The following is a 22,704-nucleotide window of genomic DNA, read 5'->3' on the forward strand; positions in this document are numbered from 1 at the left end:
CCTCGAACTACCCCTACGGGTGAGGGAGTTATCCACAACCCGAGGTTCATCCACAGCCCGCAGCGGGCTACTGGAAAGCCGTGCAAGGTGAGGCCCGACAGCACATCGGCCCCTCACCCAGGCGGTTCCCATGTCCCAACTCCCCGACCAGCCCTACTCCCTCCCCTACGCACCCCGCACCACCAACCCCGCAACGCAGCCCACACCCCAAGCCCACCCGGGCCCGGCCTCCGGAACCCCCTGGCCCCCGGCCCCCACACCGTCCTGGGCCACGACCTCCACCCCGACCACCGCACCCCCACCTCCGCCACGAACCACCACCCCGCCTCCGGCACCCCCCGCCCACCCCACGCCGCGCCACCCGACCCCGCCACCCCCGGACACCCCGCCCACCCGCACCGTCCCCCACTTCGCGCCCGTCCGGGTACGCGGAGGCTCAGGCGGATCGGCCCGCCTCACCCGGCACCGGCGGCGCGCCCTCGCGGCCGGGATCGCCCTGACCACCGCCGCCCTGGTCGCCGCCGCCGGCCCGGACGCCCCGCACCCCCGCACCCAGGCCCCCGCCCCACCCGCACCCCCTGCCGAAGCCGCCCCCGCAGCCGCCCCGCACCCACCACCGCAAGGCCACGTACGGGCCCCGATCCGCGTCGCCGACGCCGAAACCGTGCGACTGCTGCACCCCGGGGACCGGGTCGACGTGGTCACGGCCGGGGACCCCACAGGCGGCGATACCACAGGGAAGGTCCTCGCCACCGGAGCCCGCGTGGTCAGCGCGGAGGACTCCTCGGGTGAAGACGGCGCGCTCATCGTGGTCGAGGCACCCCGCCCGACGGCCGCCCGCCTGGTCGCCGCCGGAGCCTCGTCCCGCCTGGCGGTGACCCTGTGGTAATCCTCACCAAATCGGCATCAAAAGCCACTATTCACCCTGGTCAACCTGGAAACATCTGGCTACCGGATCACTCGAAGGAGAACACCGATTGGACAGGCGGACATGACACTGCCGTAAGTTGCGGACCTGCAAACTCCAGTACCGGTCCACGCAACGAAGGGCGCTTTGGTGAGCCAGAACAACGCAACGGGCGAGAGCAGCGGAAGCGGCGAGCCCGGCATCTGGGAGGGCTTCAAAGCCTTCCTGATGCGCGGCAATGTCGTCGACCTGGCTGTCGCCGTGGTCATCGGAGCCGCTTTCACCAACATCGTGAACTCCGTCGTGAAGGGCGTCATCAACCCCCTGGTCGGCGCCTTCGGCACCCAGGACCTCGACAAGTACCAGTCCTGCCTCAAGGGCCCCTGCGAGTACGTGGACGGCGAGGTCAAATCCGGCGTCCCGATCATGTGGGGCACCGTCCTCAGCTCCACACTCAGCTTCCTGATCACCGCGGCGGTCGTCTACTTCCTGATGGTGCTGCCCATGGCCAAGTACCTGGCACGGGTCGCCGCCCGCAAGAAGGCAGAGGAGCCCAACGAGGAAGTCATCGAGGCGACCGAGCTGGAGGTCCTCAAGGAGATCCGCGACGCACTGATCGCCCAGCGCAGCGGAGCCCACGACTCGGCAACCGAATCCAGCTCGATCCCCGGCCCCACCGGCAGCAGCAAGGACTCCTGACCCGGACCGCACTCCGCGGCGCCCTCATCAGGATTCCCACGCTCCTCCGACTCCCCGGACTCCCCGGACTCCCCGGGCCACTCCGGAACCGCATCCGCCGAGTCGGAGGAGCACTCGCCGCACGCCGGCCCGTTCAGATGTGGTGCGGCGGCTTCTCGTCGAGGAAACGCGCCAAGTCAGCAGCGGCATCACCGCCGGCCGAAGGCCGCTCACCCCAGCCGCGGTCCGAGTCATCCGCGGACTGCTGGGACATCGGATCGTCAAAGACGATCGCATCCTTCGGTTCACGCGGCGCGGAAGCGGGGTCAGCACTCATGCCCCCAGCGTACGTCCGCCCCAACACCGCCCAACCCGCTCCGTCCCAGGGCGCACACCGCGACAACACGGCGGGCGACCTCCGCTCCGAGCCGCCGTCTCTGCTGTGCTGGGGCGATGACCACCAGCCCCGACCCCGACACCACACCGCCGCGCCCCTCGTCCCGGCCCCTGCGCACGATGGCCGCCCGCCCGGTCGACGAGCCGCACCGAGTGGCCTCACCACTAGAGCTCCTCTTCGACCTGTGCTTCGTCGTCGCCATCGCCCAGGCCGGCGCCCAACTCGTCCACTCCCTGGTCGAACACCACACCGGCAACGGCGTCCTCGCCTACGCCATGATCTTCTTCGCCATCTGGTGGGCGTGGATGAACTTCACCTGGTTCGCCTCCGCCTACGACAACGACGACGTGGCGTACCGACTGGTGACCTTCGTGCAGATCACCGGAGTGCTCGTCCTGGCCGCCGGAGTGTCACGCGCCTTCCAGGACCACGAGTACCTCGCGGTCTGGCTCGGCTACGCCATCATGCGGCTGGCCCTCTCCACCCAGTGGCTGCGCGCCTCCCGCGGAGCACACGGACCGGAACGCCGTATGGCCGTCCGGTACGCGGTCGGCGTACTCATCTGCCAGATCGGCTGGCTCGGGCTGCTGCTTCTGCCTGTGGCCGATCGCAGTTGGGTCTTCCTGGTGATGGCGCTCGCCGAGATGTGCGTACCCGTGTGGGCGGAGCACGGCAGCCGCTCCGCCTGGCACCCGCACCACATCTCCGAACGCTATGGACTGTTCACGATCATCGTGCTGGGCGAGACGGTGGCCGCAGCCACCGTGGCGGTGAAATCCGGCATCGACGAACACGACGCCCTGACCAGACTCCTGCCGATCGCCGCAGGCGGCCTGCTCATCGTCTTCAGCGCCTGGTGGATCTACTTCGTGGTGCCCATCCACGGCCACCTGCGCTCCAGCCGCCGCGCGTTCCTGTGGGGCTACGGGCACTACCTGATCTTCGCCTCCGCGGCAGCGATCGGAGCCGGGCTCGAAGTCTCCGTGGAACAGACCGTCGGCAAGACCGAGCTGTCACAACTCGCGGCCTCCGCCGCCGTGACGGTCCCCACCGCGGTCTTCCTCTTCACGGTGTGGGCCCTGCACGCCCGCCACTACAAAGTGGGCATCGCCCAGCAACTCGTGCTCCCCGCAGGCACCTTGACCACACTCGCCTGCACCTTCGGCGGCCACTGGGCAGTACTGCTCGCAGGCCTCACCGGTGCACTCACCGTGACAGCCGGCGTCATCCTCACCGCACACGCGGCGCCCCGCGCGCCCCGTAGCCCCGAAACGGGCGGCAGCGCCGGCACCGACGGCTCCGCCGAGACCGGCAGCGCCGACGACACCGCGTGATAGCCATGCCCGTATGACGGAGCGACAGGAACAGACCGGAGCCGACACCGAGCCGGCGACAACGACGGAGGCAGGGACAGGGGCAACAACAGGGGCAAGGGCCGGGAGTGAGGCAGGGGAAGGGACGGGCTCGGACGGGAACGGGGCGCGCACGAGGACAGGGGCAGGGGCGAGGGACAGGGCGGGCACGGGCCGGAGGGATGAGGCGCGCGCAGCGGAAGAGGCGAGGGAGGAGGGAGGGACGCGCCCGGAGGGTAAGGGGCCGCGCGAGGAGAGGGAGAGGGAGAGGGAGAGGGAGAGGGAGAGGGAGAGGGAGAGGGAGAGGGAGAGGGGCGGGGAGGGGGCGGGGGCGGGGGGCCCGGGAAGCGGCGGCGGGCTCACCGACATCCCCGGCCTGCGAGTAGGCCACGCCACGCTCATCGGTGACGGCCTGTTGACGGGTACGACGGTGGTGTTGGCGCCGGAGGGCGGTGTGGTGGCGGGAGTTGATGTGCGGGGTGGTGGTCCGGGGACGAAGGAGACGGATGCGCTTGATCCGCGGAACGTGGTGGAGCGGATTGATGCGGTGGTCCTTACCGGTGGGAGCGCGTACGGGCTGGATGCCGCGTCGGGTGTGATGGGTTGGCTGGAGGAGCAGGGGCGCGGGGTGCGGGTGGGGCCGGATCGGCGGCATGTGGTGCCGGTGGTTCCGGCGGCGTGTGTGTTTGATCTTGGGCGTGGTGGTGACTTCGGGGCGCGGCCGGGTGCGGCGGCGGGTCGGATGGCGGTGGAGGCCGCGGCGGCTTCTGGGGCGGGGGCTCCGGTTCCGGTGGGGTGTGTGGGGGCGGGGACCGGTGCGGTGGTCGGCGGGTTGAAGGGCGGGGTGGGGTCGGCGAGCACGGTGCTGTCTTCGGGGGTGCGGGTGGCGGCGCTGGTGGTGGCGAACGGGGTGGGGTCCGCGGTGGATCCTTTGACGGGGGTGTTGTACGGGGACTTTTTCTCGGGGCGGGTGGTGTATCCGGAGGCCCCGGTGCATGAGGCTGCGATGCGCCGGTTGGCGGAGGCGCGCGCGCATGTGCCTGCGTCGGGCACGTCGGGCCCCGCGGCGGACGCAACAGGTCCCGCCTCAGCCACCGCGGACCCCACCTCGCCCGCCACTGATCCGGCCTCAACCAAGACCGCCTCCCCTTCAGCCCCCGCCAATCCCTCCGCACACGGCCCCTCCTCCGGCCGGACCACCCCCGTAGCGGATTCCGTATCGAATTCTCAGGCTGAATTCGCGGCGGATTCCGAGGTTGGTACCGAAGGCAATTCCGTGCTGAAGGCGCCCAACTCGCCTCCGTTGAATACGACGTTGGTGGTGGTGGCGACGGATGTGGTGTTGTCGCGGGCGCAGGTGTTGAAGTTGGCGGGGTCGGCGCATGACGGGATTGCTCGGGCGGTGCGGCCGGTGCATCTGCTGAATGACGGGGACACGGTGTTCGCGTTGTCGACGGGTGCGCGGGGGTTGCCGGAACCGGAGGTGTCGGATCCGTTGCCGTTGAATGCGGTGCTGGCGGCGGGGGCGGATGTGGTGATGCGGGCGGCGGTGAGTGCGGTGCGGGCGGCGGAGTCGGTGGCGGGACCGGGCGGAACGTTCCCCTCGTATGGGGAGTTGTACGGGGTGTCCTGATGTTCTGACGGTTCGTCAGGGGCATTCTGTTGCGGGGCGGGTGGGGTGTCGTCGGGCCCGTCGGGGCCGGTTGGCGCTTCAGGTATGTCCGCGGTGCGTAACACGCGGTAGCGGACGGAACCGTTCTGCGGCCGGTCCGCTCTCTACTCACATCGGAGCAGATCAGCCGGGCCGCACGGGTCTCGCGGGTCTGGCGGTTGACGAACAGATGGAGAAGCCCGTGACTTCGAAGGACACGGCCGCGCGGCAGTCGACGGCGCGGTACCCGCAGTCCGTGCGGATGACTCGTGGTGGCGCGCGGCGCGTCCTGGTGGCGTGCGCGTCGTTGGCGGTGGGTGCGCTGGTGTTGACGGCGTGCGGTGGTTCCGCGAAGGCGGACAACAAGGGTGACGGGAAGGGCGGTGCGGGTTCTTCGTCGGCGCGGATCACCATTTCGGCGAAGGACGGTTCCACGGGGGCGTCGATCAATTCGACGGGGGTGAAGGTCGCGGACGGCCGTTTGACGTCGGTGAAGTTGACGGAGTCGGCGTCGGGTAAGGCGGTTGCGGGTTCGATTTCTTCGGATGGTTCTTCGTGGAAGCCGAAGGAGCAGTTGGAGCGGGGGACGAAGTACCGTATATCGGCCACGGCGAAGGACGGTGAGAATCGCACTTCGGCGGCGAACGCTATTTTCACGACGGTCTCTTCGGCGAACAGTTTCATCGGTACGTACACCCCGGACGGTGGTTCGACGGTGGGGGTGGGGATGCCGGTGTCGTTCACGTTCGACAAGGCGATCTCGGCGAAGAAGGCGGTGCAGTCGCATATTCGGGTGTCGTCGAGCAGTGGTCAGCAGGTGGTGGGGCACTGGTTCGGTGCGCAGCGGTTGGATTTCCGGCCGGAGTCGTACTGGAAGGCGGGTTCGAAGGTGACGGTGCGGATCCGGTTGGACGGGGTGGAGGGTGCTGACGGCTTGTTCGGAGTGCAGGACAAGACGGTGAGTTTCACGGTGGGTCGTTCGCAGGTGTCGACGGTGGATGCCGGGACGCAGACGATGACGGTGGTGCGGGACGGGAAGACGTTGAAGTCGGTGCCGATTTCGGCGGGGAGCCCTGAGCACACCACTTATAACGGCCAGATGGTTATTTCGGAGAAGTTCACCCAGACCCGGATGAATGGTTCGACGGTCGGTTTCGGTGGCGAGTACGACATTCCGGATGTTCCTCATGCGATGCGGCTGACGTCGTCGGGGACGTTCATTCACGGCAATTACTGGTACGCGCGGGGTAACGCGCCGTTCGGTCGGACGGGTACGAGCCATGGGTGTGTGGGGCTTGCGGATGAGCGGGGGGCGCAGTCGGACACTCCGGCGAAGTGGTTCTTCGACCAGACGCTGGTGGGTGACGTGGTCGTGGTGAAGAACTCGCCTGACAAGACGGTGTCTCCGGACAACGGTCTGAACGGCTGGAACATGCCGTGGTCGCAGTGGACGGCCGGGAGCGCTGTCTGAGCTGCTGGTTCTGCCCCGGGTCTTGCCCTCCGGCCGCCGCGGGGGGGCCGTTCCGGGTGGCGTCCGGGTCGTGCGGGAACTGTCCGTGCGGCCCGGACGTTTTCGTATTCCGGGGTCGGACGACGGCTCCAGGGGCTACGGTATGCACTCACCAGGTGACGTGTTGCGACGCCGGGAGACACCTTGAGCGTTCCGTACGGGTCTGCGTATGAGTCGGCAGAGGCGCCGTCGCCGGAGACTCCGGAGGAGTTCCTGGCGCGGCTGCTGGGCCGCGCGCTGAACTCCTTCGAGTTGCCGGAGGGGGTGCTGCGGCGGCTGGAGTGTGCGCTGGCTTTTGACAGTTCGTTGCATTCGGCTCAGCACAGTGCGGGGATGCATCGGGAGACGTATCGGCATACGTGGTTGCTGGCGGATGGTCAGGCGGTCACGTTGTGGGAGTTGGTGCACGACACGGGGCCGTTGTCGCGGGGGCCGCGGCCGCATGAGGCGCAGTACGAGTTGTATGCGTACGAGGAGGATCTGCGGGCGGCGACGTCGCGGTTGCCGTTGCCCGAGCAGGCTTCGGGGTTCGAGGTGGCGCGGCTGGTGCGGTTGCCCGCGCCGCCGGTGCCGCGGCGGGTGTATGTGCGGGATGCGTCGGCGGATCATGCGCGGCGGTTGTTGCGGCGGGCGGAGAATGCGGACCGGCCGGGTGCGGGGGTGGCGGCGTTGCTGGCGCGGGCGGTGGGGCATGAGATCACGCAGGCGTTCGGCAGGCCGTCGTGGGGTGGTCCGGCGCGGTTGGGTTATGCGCTGTATGAACACGCGTTTCTGCTGGATGACGGGCGTGAGGTGAGTCTGTGGGAGGTGGAGCACACGGCGACGCCGGATGGGCGTCATATGTGTGAGGTGTATATGGCGGAGGGTGAGGCGCGGGGTGCGATGGAGTTGCGGTCGGTCCGTCCGGCGCGTTGAACTCCGGTTTGCCGGTGGGGTGTTGGGGTGCCGCCGGGGCGGGGTGAGGGGGCGTCTGACGCTCGGTGCCGTGTCTCCCCGCCCGGCGTCGGCTCAGTGGTCGTGGGTGCTGTGGGGGCGGCGGTTCGGGAGCAGGGCGAGTGCGGCGCACATCAGTATCAGGAGGAGGGCGATCCAGCCGAGTGCGTGCTGGAAGGCGTCGACGAAGGCCGCGGCGATACGGCCGGGGGTGGTGTGGTGGTCGGCGGTCGCTGTGTCGACTCGTGCGAAGAAGACCAAGGAGACCAGGCCGAGGCCGAGTGCGTTGCCCATCTGCTGCACGGTGTTGATGAGTCCGGAGGCGGAGCCGGAGTGTTCGCGGGGTACGTCGGCGAGGACGGCGTCGGTGAGGGGGGCGACGATGAGGCCCATGCCGAGGCCCATGACGATCAGTGGGGGCGCGGTCTGCCAGGGGGTGATGGCGGTTCCGTAGTGTCCGGCCTCGGCGATGTAGAGGCCGATTCCGGCGGCCATGGCCAGTGTTCCGGCCTGGATGACCTTGCGTCCGAAGCGCGGTACCAGGCGTTGTACGGAGAGGGCGGCGGCCACGGAGACGGATACGGAGAACGGGACTCCGGCGAGGCCGGCTTTCAACGCGCTCCAACCGAGGCCGAGTTGGAGGTAGAGGGTCCACACCAGGAAGAAGATGCCGCAGACGACGCCGAAGGCGAGTTGGGCGGCGATGCCTGCGGCGAAGCTGCGGACGCGGAAGAGGGAGAGTTCCACCAGGGGTGAGCCGTCGCGGCGGGTCTTGCGGCGTTCGTGCCGGATGAGCAGGGCGAAGACCGGTAGGGATCCGGCCATCAGGAGGTGGCCCCAGAGCGGCCAGTGGAGTTCGCGGCCGCGGGTCAGCGGATACAGCAGCATCAGCAGGCCGAGGATGACGAGGGCGACGCCGGGCAGGTCGAGTCGGAGGGCGCGGGGTGCTTTGGATTCGGTGATGAAGCGGCGGCCGAGGAGGAGTCCGGCGATGCCGACGGGGAGGTTGATGAGGAAGATGGGCCGCCAGCCGAGGCCGAGCAGGTTCCATTCGGTGAGCAGGGCGCCGAGGAGGGGTCCGGAGACCGCGCCGAGGCCGACGATGGCGCCGAACAGGCCGAAGACCTTGCCGCGTTCGCGGGCGGGGAAGGTGGCGTGGACGATGGCCAGGACCTGCGGCACCATCAGGGCAGCCATGCCGCCTTGGAGGATGCGGGAGGCGACGAGTGTTTCCGGGCTCTGGGCGAGGCCGCAGAGTGCGGAGGCGAGGGTGAAGCCGCCGATGCCGAGGAGGAAGAGGCGGCGCCGGCCGTGGATGTCGCCGAGTCGGCCGCCGGTGATGAGGCCGGCGGCGAAGGCGAGGGCGTAGCCGGCGGTGATCCATTGGATCTGGCCGAAGGTGGCGCCGGTGTCGCGTTCGATGGACGGGATGGCGATGTTGACGATGGTGACGTCGACCAGGTCCATGAAGGCGGCGGTCATCACCACGGCGAGCGCGATCCACCGCCGCCGGTCGGGCGGTACGTCGGGTCCCGGCCGGGTCGTCTGGTCCGAGGGCGGCGCGCTGGACGGTGTTTTGCCTGGTGGCGGGGTGGGTGAGGTCAGGGACGGTGAGGTCATGGGGAGACCGTAGGAGGGCATTAGGTCAGGTGTTGTCCGCTTGTGCTGGCAGGCTGGTGGGCATGACGACGGACACTCCGGCACGGCTTCTTCAGTTGCTGTCTCTGCTTCAGACCCCGCGTGAGTGGCCCGGCGGTGAGCTGGCCGGGCGGCTGGGGGTGTCCCGTCGCACGGTGCGGCGGGACATCGACCGGCTGCGGGAGTTGGGGTATCCGGTGCAGGCGGCTCGGGGTGCGGAGGGCGGGTACCGGCTGGTGGCCGGGAAGGCGATGCCGCCGCTGGTCCTGGACGACGAGGAGGCGGTGGCGATCGCGGTGGGACTGCGGGCGGGCGCGGGACATGCGGTGGAGGGGGTCGACGAGGCGTCGGTGCGGGCGCTGGCGAAGCTGGAGCAGGTGCTGCCGGGGCGGCTGCGGCACCGGGTGGCGGCGCTGTCGACCGCGACGATGGCGCTGACCAGTTCGGACGGGGCGCGGATCGCGCCGGAGACGCTGACGGTGATAGCCGCGGCGGCCGCGGGCCGGGAGCGGCTGCGGTTCGCCTACCGGGCGCATGACGGTGCCGATTCGCGGCGGCTGGTGGAGCCGTATCGGCTGGTGTCGGCGTGGCGGCGCTGGTATCTCGTCGCCTATGACCTGGAGCGGGAGGACTGGCGGACGTTCCGGGTGGACCGGGTCGCGGATCCGCTGGCGACGGGGGCCCGGTTCACGCCGCGGGAGGTGCCGGCGGGTGGTGAGGCGGAGTATCTGCGGCAGTCGCTGCGGCGCAGGAAGTCGGTGTACGCGCTGGTGGTGGAGTTCGAGGCGCCGGCGGAGGTGGTCGCGGCGCGTCTGCCGGCCGCTTTCGGGACGCCGCAGCCGCTTGGCTCCGACCGGTGCGTGGTACGGGCCGAGGTGGGGGACGCGGTGGAGTGGCTGGCGGTACGGCTGGCGCTGCTGGATCTGGCGTTCACGGTGCGGGAGCCGGCGGCGCTGGTCGACGCGGTGCGCACGATGGCGGACCGGCTGCGTGGGGCGGTGCCGGACGTGCCGTAAGGCGTGGGGTGGGCGGCCGGGGAGGTGGAACGCGGGCCGCTCGCGTCGGCGCGAACAGAAGCGGAACCGGGCACCGGTACCGCGGCCCGCCCCCGGGTGCCTGTCGCATGGGTGGCCCCGGCGCCGCGGGGGATCCGGGCCGGGGCCGGGCCCCGACGCCGGGGGAAGACGCCGGGGCTTGAGTCCCGACACCGGGGGGGGATGGGTGCCGGAACTCGTTCTCGGGTGGGCGGGATTCGGCGCGGATCGGAAGGGGCCGTAAGGCCTCCGGGCCGTATCTCGCCCTGGGCGGCCGGGTGGCCGCCCGTCCGCGGTGGTCAGGCCGCCGCGTCGAAGCCCGTGTCTCGGGCCAGCTTCTTCAGCTCCAGCAGGGCGTGCTTCTCGATCTGCCGGATGCGTTCACGGGTGAGGCCGTGCTGCTTGCCGACCTCGGTGAGGGTGCGTTCCCGGCCGTCCTCTATGCCGTACCGCATCTTGATGATGGAGGCGGTGCGGGCGTCGAGGCGGCCGATGAGGTCGTCCAGTTCCTCGCTGCGGAGGAGGGTCAGTACGGACTGCTCGGGGGAGACGGCGGAGGTGTCTTCCAGGAGGTCGCCGAACTGGGTCTCTCCTTCGTCGTCGACGGACATGTTGAGGGAGACCGGGTCGCGGGCCCAGTCGAGGACGTCGCTGACGCGCTCCGGGGTGGAGCCCAGCTCCGCGGCGACCTCGGTGGGCTCCGGCTCGCGGCCGTGCTCGCGGTTGAACTCGCGCTGCACCCGCCGGATCCGGCCCAGCTCCTCCACCAGGTGCACGGGGAGGCGGATGGTGCGCGACTGGTCCGCGATGGAGCGGGTGATGGCCTGGCGGATCCACCAGGTGGCATAGGTGGAGAACTTGAAGCCCTTGCGGTAGTCGAACTTCTCGACCGCGCGGACCAGGCCGGCGTTCCCCTCCTGGATGAGGTCGAGCAGGGGCAGGCCGCTGCGCGGGTACCGCCGGGCGACGGCGACGACGAGGCGGAGGTTGGACCGGATGAAGACGTCCTTGGCCCGCTCGGAGGCCTCGACCAGGGCGGTCAGCTCCGCGTGGGAGGCGTCGCTCCGCTCGGCGGCCTGGCTCTCCTCGACTCCGTCGAGGATCCGCTGTGCGTAGACCCCGGCCTCGATGGTCTGGGAGAGCTCGACCTCCTTGGCGGCGTCGAGCAGCGGTGTACGCGCGATCTCGTCGAGGTACATGCCGACCAGGTCGCGGTCGGCGATCTCGCCGGCTGAGGCGCGAACACTGCTTGCCGTGTCGGTCCGGGTGGCGGACTGACGACGGGCGACGGCACGGGTTGCCATGCGTGCTCCCTTGCGATGGTGGGGTCAGCGTCCTGGATGCCCGGTACGCCGGGTGCGCCCGATGCCTTCTGCACACCTTGGCGGGTGCCCTGCATCCGATGGAAACAACGACTGGAATCAGGACAGAATTCCCAACCTGTCCATCAATTTCTCTGATCTTGCAGTACCCTGTCCGCCCGCAGCCCGCGGCGGGGTCGCCTGTGGCGGACGCGGTGCAGGTCAGGCCGGTGTCCGGGGAGGCCGGTGCGGCCTCGGACGTACATCGGGATCCGGGAGAGGAGAGGCGTCTTCGGCCTCCTCCCTCTTGAAGACGACCGGAACGCTTCGTTGGTTGCCGATCCCGGCCGATCTCAGCCGAACTGCACCGACCGCTTCGCCAGCCCCATCCAGAAGCCGTCGATCACCGAGCGCCGGACGTCGAGGTCCCCGGCGGCGTCGGCCGCGCCGAGGGTGACGAAGAGCGGGGCGAAGTGCTCGGTACGGGGGTGGGCGAGGCGTCCCGCGGGGGCCTTGGCGGTGAAGTCGAGCAGTGCGTCCACATCGCCGTCCTTCAGCGCCCGCCGCCCCCAGTCGTCGAACTCGGCGGACCAGCCGGGTGTGCCGCCCTGCCGCAGCGCGGCCAGGTTGTGGGTGAAGAAGCCGCTGCCGACGATGAGGACGCCCTCGTCGCGCAGCGGCGCGAGCCGCCGCCCGACCTCCATCAGCCGCTGCGGGTCGAGCGTCGGCAGGGAGATCTGCAGAACGGGGATGTCGGCGTCCGGATACATCTCGACCAGCGGCACATAGGCACCGTGGTCAAGGCCCCGGTCGGGTACGTCCTGGACGGGGGTGCCGGCGGTGTGGAGCAGTTTGCGTACGGCTTCGGCGAGGGCGGGGGCGCCGGGGGCCGGGTACTCGACGCGGTAGTAGTGCTCGGGGAAGCCCCAGAAGTCGTAGGTGAGGGGTGCGGTGGTGGTGGCGCCGAGGCCGAGCGGGGCTTCCTCCCAGTGGGCGGAGACCATCAATACGGCGCGGGGGCGCGGCAGTTGAGCGGCCCAGGCGGCCAGTTCCCCGGGCCACACGGGGTCGTCCGCGAGCGGGGGCGCGCCGTGGCTGAGGTAGAGGGCGGGCATACGCCGCGGGTCGGGGGTGGGTCGGGGTGTAGCGGTCGCGGCCATGTCAGCTCCTCGTCCGCCGGAGCGGGACACTCCGAGCGAGTCCTTGAAACTTAAAGCTTCCTGCTCCAAGGTAAGCCACACTTATTTAAGTTTCAATCATAGATTCCGTACATTGGGTGCATGACGAAGCCATCACCCCCCGGCCCGGACCACCCGGAGCCCCGCTGGCTCGACGACGAGGAACAGCGCACCTGGCTTGCCTACCTGCACGCCACCACCCTGCTGGAGGACCATCTCGACCGGCAGTTGCAGCGCGACGCCGGGCTTCCGCACATCTACTACGGGCTGCTGGTGCAGCTCTCCCTGGCGCCGCGGCGCCGGATGCGGATGACGGAACTGGCGAAGCAGACGAAGATCACCCGCTCCCGGCTGTCGCACGCCGTGGCCCGGCTGGAACGCAACGGCTGGGTACGCCGCGAGGACTGCCCCTCCGACAAGCGCGGCCAGCTCGCGGTCCTCACCGACGAGGGCGCCGAGACGCTGAGCGCGGCGGCCCCCGGCCATGTGGCGGCGGTCCGCCAGGCCCTCTTCTCCCGGCTCAGCCCCGCCCAGCAGAAGTCCCTCGGCGAGATCATGCGCGTGATCGCCGAGGGCCTCCAGCCGCAGGAGGCGGGCGCGGACCTTCCCTGGCTGCGGTGAACTCGGGCTCCGGGCCTGGGCATTGGCGTCGGGGGCGCCGTGCCCATCGGTTGCGTCGAGACGTCCCACCCGTCGCCGGAGCCCGAGCACCGTACGACGCCGGGTAGCCGCCACCACCGCGGTCGGCCACCGCCCCCGCCCGTCGCAGCGAGCTCCCTGACCGGCCGGAAGAACCTCCCCGCACGCGATTCCCACGATCGGCCGCACCCCGCGCGCGCCCCCGACCACCCCGCCCCAGGGTGATCGAAAGGGGGCAGCCCGGCCGGGCGGCTGCCGCGGAGCGGGAAGGCCGATGTATGCAGCAGCCCCCCACAGAACGCCGGATACGCACCCCCCGCCGCGGCGCCCTCCTCGCCTCCGCCACCGCCCTCGCCCTCGCGGTCACCCTGACGGCCAGCACCGGCCGCCCCTCCGACCGCTCCCCCACCGCGGCCGGCCCCGGCTCGGTGCCCCGCACCACCGCCCTCGGCCCCTGCATGATCAGCGGAAAGTCCGGCGTCCAGATGTCCGAGGGCATCCCCACCAGAACCGGCTACGCACGCTCCACCGGCATCGTGCACGCCCTCACCCTCATGATCGACTTCTCCGACGCACCCGGCCGCGGCAGCGCCATGGACCGCTTCCACGAGTTCTTCCCGCAGACCGCCGAATGGTTCCGCGTCGGCTCCTACGGCCGCCTCGACTACCGCGCCAAAACCCCGATCCGGCAGTGGCTGCGGATGCCGAAACCGTTCAAGAAGTACGGCATCGAACGCGGCGCCCCCTTCGAACCCGGCTACCGCGGCCTCGTCGACGACATCATCAAGACCACCGACGGAAAGATCGACTTCCGGGACTACGACCTGGTGAACGTCATCGTCACCCCCAACGCCGGCCCCTCCGCCCTCGACACCGTCCTCTCCGTCACCTTCGCCGGCAACGAGGACGCCCCCGTGGCCGACGGCGTCCCCCTCGCCAACGCCTCCTTCGTCTACAGCCGCCAGGACGACGGCTCCGGCTCCTACGCCAGAACCGGCTACCGCGTCCTGCCCCACGAGAACGGCCACGTCTTCGGCCTGCCCGACCTCTACACCCAGGACGGCGGCGGCGCCGGCCACTGGGACATCATGAGCGAGGACTGGGGCGCCGGAAACGACCTCCTCGGCTGGCACAAGTGGAAACTCGGCTGGCTCGACAACCGCCAGGTCAGCTGCGTCTCCCGCCCCGGCACCAGCGACCACGTCCTCACCCCGCTGGAAAGCCGCGGCGGCACCAAACTCGCCTTCGTCCCGCTCGACGGCCGCACCGGCATCGCCGTAGAGATCCGCACCCGCGGCGGCAACGACGAGGACGTCTGCCGCCCCGGCGCCCTCATCTACCGCGTCGACGCCGGCATCGACACCGGCCACGGCCCCGTCACCGTCTACGACTCCACCCACGACAGCGGCGGCTGCACCCGCAGCCCCAACGTCCACGCCGAACTCTCCGACGCCACCTTCACCCCCGGCCAGACCTTCACCGACCCCAAGACCGGCACCCGCATATCCATCCACTCCCGCACCCCCGACGGCAACTACCACCTCCACATCACCCGGCCCTGACCTCGACCCCCAAGCCCCGCCACCGGCCCCCACCCCACCCGCTACACTGTCCGCGGCGGCCAGAACCACCCCACCAACCGCCACAAACCCAGCCTTCGTAGCTCAGGGGATAGAGCACCGCTCTCCTAAAGCGGGTGTCGCAGGTTCGAATCCTGCCGGGGGCACCAGTCCAAAGGCCCCGGACCGGTCTCGGTCCGGGGTCTTCGTGTGTGCGGACGTCCGTGGTGGCGTTGGTCTGCGAGTGCCCTGCCACCTGACGCAGACCGCCCCCCGTACCAATCGCCGGGTCGGATGCTTGGGCCGGGGAAAACGGGAACTCGGGGGTCGTGAGTGACCGCTGTTGGGGGCGTGGGCCGGGGTGAGTCCGGTTTGTGCCCGGGCGGTGGCCAGCCTCAGTCCCGAGAGGATGGGAAACCCATGGCAGGCAACAAAGCCGTCGTCTATGTCGAGCCGAAAAAAGTCGAGGTCCGCGAGATTCCGTACCCCAAGCTGGAGTTGCGGGAGGGTCCGGGAGTGCCTTCCGAGAACGTGGGTCGGCGCTGCAACCACGGTGTGATCCTCAGGGTCGTGGCGAGCAACATCTGCGGCAGCGATCAGCACATGGTGCGGGGCCGCACCACCGCGCCCAAGGGGCTGGTGCTCGGGCACGAGATCCTCGGGGAGGTCGTGGAGGCCGGGCCGGACGTCGAGTTCATCAAGGTCGGGGACCTGTGCTCGGTTCCGTTCAACATCGCCTGCGGGCGCTGCCGCAACTGCAAGGAGGGCAAGACCGGGATCTGCCTGAACGTCAACCCGGAGCGTCCCGGTGCCGCGTACGGCTATGTGGACATGGGCGGCTGGATCGGCGGGCAGGCCGAGTACGTCATGGTGCCGTACGCGGACTTCAACCTGCTGCGGTTCCCCGACCGCGAGCAGGCCATGGAGAAGGTCCTGGACCTGACCATGCTGTCGGACATCTTCCCGACCGGGTTCCACGGCGCCGTGACCGCGGGCGTCAAGCCCGGGTCGACGGTGTATGTCGCCGGGGCGGGGCCGGTCGGGCTCGCCGCGGCCGCCGGGGCGCAACTGCTCGGTGCCGCCGTCGTCATCGTCGGTGACATGAACGAGGGGCGCCTGGCCCAGGCGCGGAGCTTCGGCTGCGAGACGGTGGATCTGTCGAAGGGCGATCCGCAGGGGCAGATCGAGCAGATCCTCGGTGTGCCGGAGGTCGACGCCGCCATCGACGCGGTCGGGTTCGAGGCGCGCGGGCACGGGGCGAAGGCCGGCACCGAGGCGCCCGCGACAGTCCTCAACACGCTCATGGAGGTCACGGCCGCGGGCGGGGCGCTCGGCATCCCCGGGCTGTATGTGACCGGTGACCCGGGCGGCGTGGACGAGGCGGCGAAGAAGGGCTCGCTCTCCCTCAGCCTGGGCACGGGGTGGGCGAAGTCCCTGTCCTTCACGACCGGGCAGTGCCCCGTCATGCGCTACAACCGCCAGTTGATGATGGCCATCCTCAACGACCGGGCGCATATCGCCGACGCCGTGGGGGCGACCGTGATCGGCCTGGACGACGCCCCGACGGGCTACCGGGAGTTCGACGGCGGAGCGGCCAAGAAGTACGTCCTCAACCCGAGTGGGCTGCTGGGCTGACCGCGCCCCGATCGGAGACGGCGTATCGGCGGTGTTCCCCGCAAGGGGGCGCCGCCGATACACCAAGGGGGCCGGGCACGCCGTGGCCTGGTGCGCGTGACGTGGGTCGGGGTGCCGGACGACAATGGGCGGTATGTCTCATATCTCGCCGGAGGACGGCGGTCTGACGCAGCGTGTCGGGGAGACGCCGGCGGAACGGGCCGACCGGAATCTGGGCGAGCTGCTCCAGGAACTGAGAGTCGTGCAGACCGGTGTGCAGATCGTCTTCGCCTTTCTCCTCGGGGTGGCGTTCACCGCCCGGTTTCCGCGGCTCGACACCTTTGAACGGACCACGTATGTGGTGACGTTGCTGCTCACGGTGATCGCCTCGGCGGTGCTGGCGACTCCGGTGGCGCTGCACCGCGGGCTGTTCCACCGGGGCGCCAAGATCCGCATTGTCGCCCTGTCCGCGCGGCTCGCCGAGTTCGGCCTGGTCTTCCTCGCCCTCGCGCTCAACGGGGCCGTACTGCTGCTGATGACGGTGGTCCTCGGGTGGATCGCCGGCGTCACGGTCACGGCGCTCACCCTCGCCCTGTTCACCGGGCTGTGGTTCGTCCTGCCGAGAGCGCTGCGCCGCCCGGTGCCCTGACCCGCGTACCCGTGGCGCCGTCAACTCCCCAGGCGCCGGAAGGGGTTGGCGGCTTCGAGGGTGTAGGCGAGGTCGAGCAGGGTGTGTTCGTGGCCGGGGCGGGCGGAGAACATCACCCCGATGGGCAGGCCCTCGGGGGTGGTGGCGGTGGAGGGCAGGGAGACGGAGGGGGTGCCGACGGTGTTGTCGAGGGGGGTGAAGGCGACGTAGGCGAGGATGCGGGCGATGAGGGTGGGGTAGGGCACGGCGGGGCTGAGGTGGCCGAGGCGCGGGGTGGTGTGGGCGACGACGGGCGCCAGGATCGCGTCGAGCCCGCGGAACGCCGCCGCGTACGCCTCCCGGGACTTGCGCAGCCGGTGCAGCACGGCGGGAGTGCGGCGCATGGCGCGTACGTACTGGGCGCGCAGGCCCTGGCTGAGGGGGTCCATCCGGTGCCGGTCGAAGTGGGCGCCGAGGGTGCGGCCGGTGAGGGCGAGGAGGAAGGACAACATGCCCCAGTAGGTGAGGAAGTCCTCGGTGAACTGGTCGTCCAGGGGGATCCGCACCGGCCGCACGGTGTGGCCGAGCCCTTCCAGGGTGGTGGCGGTGGCGGTGACGGCGGCCCGGGTGGCGGGGTCGGTGGGCACTCCGGTCGGCGAGTCCAGCAGCAGGCCGACGCGCAGCCGCCGCCCGGAGGGGCCCTCGACCAGGCCCAGCGGCGGCAGTTCGGGGTTGCGCCAGTGAGTCTCGGCGGCGGCGAGGAAGGCGGCGGTGTCCCGGACGGTGCGGCTGAGGATGCCGTCGGTGACCAGGTCGATGGGGAGTTGGCGGCTCTGGGCGTTGGCGCGGACCCGGCCGCGGGTGGGTTTGAGGCCGACCAGGCCGCAGCAGGCGGCGGGGATGCGGATGGAGCCGCCGCCGTCGTTGGCGTGCGCGACGGGTACGGCGCCGGCGGCGACCAGCGCGGCGGCCCCGCCCGAGGAACCGCCCGGGGAGTGGGCGGTGTGCCACGGGTTGCGTACCGGGGCGGCGTGCTCGAACTCGGTGGTCGCGTTGAAGCCGAATTCGGGCAGCCGGGTCTTGCCGAGGACGGTGACCCCGGTGCTGAGCAACTGCCGTACGAACGGGGCGTGTCGGCGGGCCGGGGCGGGGGTGAAGGCGGCGCTGCCGTGGCCGGTGGGCAGGCCGCGGTAGTCGGAGTTGTCCTTGACGAGGGTGGGGACTCCGGCGAGGGGGCCGTCCGGTGCGGTGGTGGGGGCCGGGTCGGCGATGGTGGCGGCGAGCGCGCCGAGCCCTTCGGCGGCGCGCAGTCGGGCGGCGGCGTCCCGGGCGGCTTCGGCGGGGCTGACCTCCCGGCGGCGGACGAGGGCGGCGAGGGCGACGGCGTCGTGCGCGCCGAGCGCGTCGTCGGTGTAGGTGTGCAGACCGGTCGGGATGTCGGTGTGGGGGCTGGGGTGCCTCTCGGGAGCGGTCACGGCTGACTCCGCCTGTTCGGTGGGGGGTGGTCGCAGGCCATCGTGTCCTACCGGCGGGTAAGAAGGCGAGGGGGCGCTCGGTCACCGGGCGGAAGGGGCGCCGAGTGCCGGTACGGCGGCTGGACTCGGCGCCCCCATCCGTGGGTTCGGAGCAGATCTCAGTGGACGATGGCCAGGTCGCGTGAGGTGTTGTTGAGGCGGCGGCCGCCGGTCTCGGTGACGGTGACGATGTCCTCGATCCGGACCCCGAAGCGGCCCGGCAGATAGACACCGGGCTCGATGGAGAAGCACATGCCCGGCACCAGTTCCTGCTGCTCGCCCTCGATCATGTACGGCGGTTCATGGGTGGTGACGCCGATGCCGTGGCCGGTGCGGTGGATGAAGTACGCGCCGTAGCCCGCCTCTTCGATGACGGCGCGGGCGACGCGGTCGATCTCCTGGCAGGCGATTCCGGGGCGGACCGCCTCGAACGCGGCCTGCTGGGCGTGCCGCACCACCTCGTGCACCCGCAGCACCTCCGGGTCCGGGTCGGGGCCGAGGTGCACGGTGCGGGAGGTGTCGGAGCCGTAGCCGTCCTTGAGGCCGCCGAAGTCCAGGACGACGGTGTCGCCGGTGACGAGGGTGCGTCCGCCCGCCTCGTGGTGCGGGTTGGCGCCGTTGGGGCCGGAGCCGACGACGGTGAAGTCGACCTGGCTGTGCCCGAGTTCGAGGAGGAGGGCGGCCAGGTCGGCGGCGATGTCGTCCTCGGTGCGGCCCGCGAAGGGCACCTGGAGGATGCGGCGGTACGTCTCGTCGGCGGCGGCCCCGGCGGCGGTGAGGCGGGCGAGTTCGTCGGCGTCCTTGACGGCGCGCAGCATGGGCAGGGCGTCGGTGAGCGCGGCGAAGCGGCTGCCGGGCACCGCGCTCTGGAGTGCCAGCAGATGCAGCGCCCAGGTCCCGTCGGAGACGCCGTACGGTGCGTTGGAGCCGAGGCGGGCGAGGGCGGCGCGGTACGGGTCGGTGCCGTCGGTCCAGTCGGCGATGCGGAAGGCGGGGGCGCCGGGGGCCGCTTCGGCGTCGCCGCGTTCCAGGGTGGGCACCACCAGCAGCGGGTCCGCGCCGGGGGTGAGGAAGAGGCCGGTGAAGCGTTCGGTGCGCACCGGCTGGTAGCCGGTGAGGTGGGCGAGGTCGGGGCCGGGGGTGATGACCAGTCCGGCGAGCCCGGCCTCGGCGGCGGCGGTGGTGGCCCGCTCCAGGCGGCGCCCGAAGTCCTCGGCGGTGAGGGGCTCCACGGCGGGGGCCTGCGGGGTGGGGCGGTTGGTGGTGTCCGGCTGCGGTGGTGTCATGGCGGTGGCTCCTGGGGTGCTGTGTGGGGGGTGGGTGGTGCGGGATCGTTCGGCGGCGCACCGACCGGGACCGGGGTCCGGCGGAGCGTCAAGTACACCGGTGGGCACGGGAGTTGATCCCGGCTCCGGTGGTGTGGGGGAAGTTCGGCCGTCGTTGTGTCAGACGCGGTGGGCGGCCGATGGGCTCCCTGTCCGGCGGGCGGCCGGGTGTCCGGCGCGGGTCACCAGGGCGTTACTTCGGGGCCATACCACGGAGGCGTGCTGCGGTGCGCGGTCGGTCCGCCGGTGTGCTGCACACACCTCGCGGGCCGGGCGCGGTGGAAACTCGGGCGGTACGGGCCTCATACCGGAAACGGTAGCGGCAGCGGCAGCAGGCGGGCCCGGAATTTTACAGCCCCCCACCGGCTCTGATACGGAGGGGCGCCACCACCCGCCCGGCGCCTATCCTGGGGCGCCATGCAAGGGGAGAGCGGCACACCGCGGCACACCACCCCCGTACCGGACGGGCAGCACCCGCCGCCCCAACACCACGGCGACCGGGGCGACTTGACCCGTCCCCCGGCACCGGACCGGCACTCCCCCACCGCCGCACGCCGGGTGACCGTCGAACTGCCGCCGGACGAACCGGATCCCACCCTGCTGCCGGTGGTCGCCCTCGACCCGCACGCTCCGGGCGGCCCGGGTGAACGGCTGCGTGCGGCAGCCGAGTTGGGGCTTGAGCCGGACGAACTGCTGGGCGACCAGTACCAGGTGGTGCGCAAGCTGGGGTACGGCGGTCTGGGGCAGGTGTTCCTGGCGCACGACACCCGGGTGGACGGCCGGGAGGTGGCCATCAAGCTGCTGCACCAGCACACCCCGGTGGGCGCGCGCGGCATCCTGCTCGCCGAGCGCCGCTCCCTGGTGGAGCTCAACCACCCTGATCTGATCCGGGTGTTCAACTTCGGCAGCCATCCCTCGGCCGGTGAGTTCCTGGTGCTGGAGTATGTGGACGGCCTGGAGCTGGACGAGGTGCGGGCGCAGGCGGCGGCCGATCCCGCGCTGTTCGGCGGCGCCCGCTTCCATGAGTTCGTGCTGGCGTACGGGGTGCGCGTGCTGTCGGCGCTGGCGTATCTGCACGAGGGCGGGCGGGTGTACGGCGATCTCAAGCCGCAGAACGTGATGCACGGCGGGCCCGCGACCAAGATGATCGACCTGGGCAGCGTGCGGGCGGCGGAGGCACCCGGCCCGTTCACCGGCGACTACGCGGCCCCCGGGGTGGACTCCACGGGCCGCTCGCAGCCGGCGGACGACCTGTTCAGCCTGGGCGAGACGCTGCGGGTACTGAGCGGACTGGGCGGCGGGCCACGGGGCAGAGGAGCCACCGGGACCCCCGGGAAGGACCCGCATCCGCTGGACGGCCTGGTGTCGCTGAACGTGCTGAGGCGGCTGCCCGCCCCCGTACCCGAGCCGGACGGCGCGCCCGGGGCCCCGCCGGGTGCCGGGGTGCCCACCGCGCCCGTGCCGCAGGGGCTCGGTCTGGTGTCGCTGGCGCGGGTGCTGCATCGGGCGACCCGGCCCGACCGTGCCGACCGCTTCGCCTCAGCCGGGGAGATGGAGCAGCAACTACGCGGTGTCTTCCGCGAGTTGAGGTCGCTGCGGCTGGGGGTGGAGACCTTTGAGCCCTCGCCGCTGTTCCGGCAGGCGCCGTACGCGCTGGACGGTGGGCTGGGCGCCGCTCCCCCGGTCTCCGACTGGGCGGCCGGCACCGGCGACTGGTACACACTGCCCCGGCCCCCGGAGGTGGCGCGCCGGCTGCCGGTGCCGCGCCCCGATCCGCGGGACCGGCACCACGCGGAACTGGAGCGGCTGACGGACGACGACCCGCGCGCCCTGCTCCAGTTGACCGGCGATCTGGCACCACCCTCCCCCGAACTCCTGCTGCTGCGCTGCCGCTTGGAGCTGCGCACCGCCGCCGAGACGGCGGGCGTCCTGGATGTGCGGGCCGCGCGGGCACTGCTGGACGAGGCGCGGCGGGAACTGGGGCCGAACCGGGCGGTACGGGACTGGCGGGTGGACTGGCACCAGGGGCTGCTGGCCCTCGGCGGCGGCCAAGTCACCGCGGCACAGCGGTACTTCGACCTGGTCTACGCGGCGATCCCCGGCGAGTACGCACCCAAGCTCGCCCTCGGCTACTGCTTCGAGCACGCCGGGGACCGGGACCGCGCCCTGCACTTCCACGAGGCGGTACGGGTGCGCAATCCGTCGCTGGGCGGCGCGGCCTTCGGCGCCGCCCGCGCCCTGCTGGCGAAGGCCGCGGCGCGGGAGGACGACCCGCGGGGGGCGGCGGCCGAGGAGTTGCGGGCGCGGGCGGTGGCGGCGCTGGACGCCGTACCGCAGCACTCCCGGCACCGCACCGCGGCCTGTACCGCGGCGCTGCGCGTCAAGGTGCAGTACGCGGGCGGGGCGGCGCAGCTTCCGGAGGTGCTGCGGCGGCTGCGGCTGCTGTTCGACACCCAGGGGCTCACCGATGCGGAGGCGAGACTGCGGCTGGGCGCGGAGGTGTGGGGGCGGGTGCAGGAGCTGCTGGACGAAGGCCGGTTGAGCCAGGGGCAGTTGGCGGAGGCGGCGGCCGGGGAGGACGGGCGGCGGCTCGGATTCCCCTCCGACGGGCGGGAGTTGAGGATCTCGCTCTCGGAGTTCTTCCGGGCGATGGCCCGGCAGGCGGCCAGATCCGCGGCGGACGACCGGGAGCGGCTGGCCGAGCGCCTGCTGGACCGCGCCTACGCGGTCCGCCCGCTGTCCCTCTGGCACCACCGCGGCCCCCGCACCGGGAGGCGACCCCGATGACCCCGCCCACCGGACTCCCCACCGCCTCAAGTCCCGTAAAGCACCGGGCACTTAGGGCG

The 22,704-nt window shown here is 71.3% G+C and carries 18 protein-coding genes and 1 tRNA gene; 13 read left to right on the forward strand and 6 right to left on the reverse strand.

What is annotated here, in order from left to right; translation table 11 throughout:
* The first annotated feature begins 130 nt into the window (after positions 1-130).
* Both ACFVST_RS09280 and mscL read left to right on the forward strand, forming a co-directional pair.
* Positions 131-889, forward strand: a complete 759-nt coding sequence (locus ACFVST_RS09280) for a hypothetical protein (RefSeq protein ID WP_390148435.1) — start codon at positions 131-133, stop codon at positions 887-889.
* Between the two features lie 168 nt (positions 890-1,057).
* Complete coding sequence (gene mscL / locus ACFVST_RS09285; protein WP_390148437.1) at positions 1,058-1,606, forward strand: large conductance mechanosensitive channel protein MscL; 549 nt, start codon at positions 1,058-1,060, stop codon at positions 1,604-1,606.
* Between the two features lie 133 nt (positions 1,607-1,739).
* On the opposite strand, the gene ACFVST_RS09290 is transcribed toward mscL, so the two are convergent.
* Positions 1,740-1,922 (reverse strand): hypothetical protein, encoded by a 183-nt coding sequence (locus tag ACFVST_RS09290; RefSeq protein ID WP_390148439.1) that lies wholly within the window; start codon positions 1,920-1,922, stop codon positions 1,740-1,742.
* Between the two features lie 116 nt (positions 1,923-2,038).
* Between ACFVST_RS09290 and ACFVST_RS09295 the strand changes: the two genes are divergently transcribed.
* From ACFVST_RS09295 to ACFVST_RS09310, 4 genes are all read left to right on the forward strand, one after another.
* On the forward strand, positions 2,039-3,316 hold the full coding sequence (locus tag ACFVST_RS09295; RefSeq protein WP_390148441.1) for a low temperature requirement protein A: 1,278 nt from the start codon (positions 2,039-2,041) through the stop codon (positions 3,314-3,316).
* Positions 3,317-3,749: 433 nt separating this feature from the next.
* The gene (locus ACFVST_RS09300) at positions 3,750-4,967 is read left to right on the forward strand and encodes a P1 family peptidase (RefSeq protein ID WP_390148443.1); all 1,218 of its coding nucleotides are present in this window, start codon (positions 3,750-3,752) and stop codon (positions 4,965-4,967) included.
* Positions 4,968-5,247: 280 nt separating this feature from the next.
* Complete coding sequence (locus ACFVST_RS09305; protein WP_390148518.1) at positions 5,248-6,456, forward strand: Ig-like domain-containing protein; 1,209 nt, start codon at positions 5,248-5,250, stop codon at positions 6,454-6,456.
* Positions 6,457-6,639: 183 nt separating this feature from the next.
* Positions 6,640-7,410, forward strand: coding sequence for a DUF6227 family protein (locus ACFVST_RS09310; RefSeq protein ID WP_390148444.1), 771 nt, complete (start codon positions 6,640-6,642; stop codon positions 7,408-7,410).
* 93 nt (positions 7,411-7,503) lie between these two features.
* Here the strand turns inward: ACFVST_RS09310 and ACFVST_RS09315 are convergent, their stop codons facing one another.
* A complete protein-coding gene (locus ACFVST_RS09315) occupies positions 7,504-9,048 on the reverse strand; it encodes an MFS transporter (RefSeq protein WP_390148447.1) in 1,545 nt (514 codons plus the stop codon).
* A gap of 62 nt (positions 9,049-9,110) precedes the next feature.
* Here ACFVST_RS09315 and ACFVST_RS09320 point away from each other — a divergent pair, with 62 nt between their 5' ends.
* Positions 9,111-10,082, forward strand: coding sequence for a helix-turn-helix transcriptional regulator (locus tag ACFVST_RS09320; protein ID WP_390148449.1), 972 nt, complete (start codon positions 9,111-9,113; stop codon positions 10,080-10,082).
* A gap of 317 nt (positions 10,083-10,399) precedes the next feature.
* Here ACFVST_RS09320 and ACFVST_RS09325 read toward each other — a convergent pair whose 3' ends face one another.
* Together ACFVST_RS09325 and ACFVST_RS09330 are read right to left on the reverse strand one after the other, a co-directional pair.
* Positions 10,400-11,404, reverse strand: coding sequence for an RNA polymerase sigma factor RpoD/SigA (locus tag ACFVST_RS09325; protein ID WP_390148451.1), 1,005 nt, complete (start codon positions 11,402-11,404; stop codon positions 10,400-10,402).
* Between the two features lie 350 nt (positions 11,405-11,754).
* Positions 11,755-12,561 carry a dioxygenase gene (locus tag ACFVST_RS09330; protein ID WP_390148452.1) on the reverse strand — a complete coding sequence of 269 codons (807 nt, stop codon included), beginning with the start codon at positions 12,559-12,561 and terminating at the stop codon, positions 11,755-11,757.
* Between the two features lie 120 nt (positions 12,562-12,681).
* On the opposite strand from ACFVST_RS09330, the gene ACFVST_RS09335 reads away from it, so the two are divergent.
* The 5 genes from ACFVST_RS09335 (at position 12,682) to ACFVST_RS09355 (ending at position 17,040) form a co-directional block, all read left to right on the forward strand.
* A complete protein-coding gene (locus ACFVST_RS09335) occupies positions 12,682-13,200 on the forward strand; it encodes a MarR family winged helix-turn-helix transcriptional regulator (RefSeq protein WP_390148454.1) in 519 nt (172 codons plus the stop codon).
* 296 nt (positions 13,201-13,496) lie between these two features.
* Positions 13,497-14,780, forward strand: coding sequence for a M6 family metalloprotease domain-containing protein (locus tag ACFVST_RS09340; RefSeq protein ID WP_390148456.1), 1,284 nt, complete (start codon positions 13,497-13,499; stop codon positions 14,778-14,780).
* Positions 14,781-14,871: 91 nt separating this feature from the next.
* A tRNA-Arg gene (locus ACFVST_RS09345) sits at positions 14,872-14,947 on the forward strand.
* Between the two features lie 250 nt (positions 14,948-15,197).
* Positions 15,198-16,412 carry a formaldehyde dehydrogenase, glutathione-independent gene (gene fdhA, locus ACFVST_RS09350; protein ID WP_390148458.1) on the forward strand — a complete coding sequence of 405 codons (1,215 nt, stop codon included), beginning with the start codon at positions 15,198-15,200 and terminating at the stop codon, positions 16,410-16,412.
* A gap of 133 nt (positions 16,413-16,545) precedes the next feature.
* Positions 16,546-17,040 (forward strand): DUF6328 family protein, encoded by a 495-nt coding sequence (locus ACFVST_RS09355; RefSeq protein WP_390148460.1) that lies wholly within the window; start codon positions 16,546-16,548, stop codon positions 17,038-17,040.
* Positions 17,041-17,060: 20 nt separating this feature from the next.
* On the opposite strand, the gene ACFVST_RS09360 is transcribed toward ACFVST_RS09355, so the two are convergent.
* Both ACFVST_RS09360 and ACFVST_RS09365 read right to left on the reverse strand, forming a co-directional pair.
* Positions 17,061-18,494, reverse strand: coding sequence for an amidase (locus ACFVST_RS09360; protein ID WP_390148462.1), 1,434 nt, complete (start codon positions 18,492-18,494; stop codon positions 17,061-17,063).
* A gap of 158 nt (positions 18,495-18,652) precedes the next feature.
* The gene (locus ACFVST_RS09365) at positions 18,653-19,819 is read right to left on the reverse strand and encodes a M24 family metallopeptidase (RefSeq protein WP_390148464.1); all 1,167 of its coding nucleotides are present in this window, start codon (positions 19,817-19,819) and stop codon (positions 18,653-18,655) included.
* 456 nt (positions 19,820-20,275) lie between these two features.
* Here ACFVST_RS09365 and ACFVST_RS09370 point away from each other — a divergent pair, with 456 nt between their 5' ends.
* Positions 20,276-22,645, forward strand: coding sequence for a tetratricopeptide repeat protein (locus ACFVST_RS09370; protein ID WP_390148466.1), 2,370 nt, complete (start codon positions 20,276-20,278; stop codon positions 22,643-22,645).
* The last annotated feature ends 59 nt before the right edge of the window (positions 22,646-22,704 follow it).

It is taken from the genome of Streptomyces sp. NPDC058045, assembly GCF_042885635.1.
GTDB lineage: Bacteria > Actinomycetota > Actinomycetes > Streptomycetales > Streptomycetaceae > Streptomyces.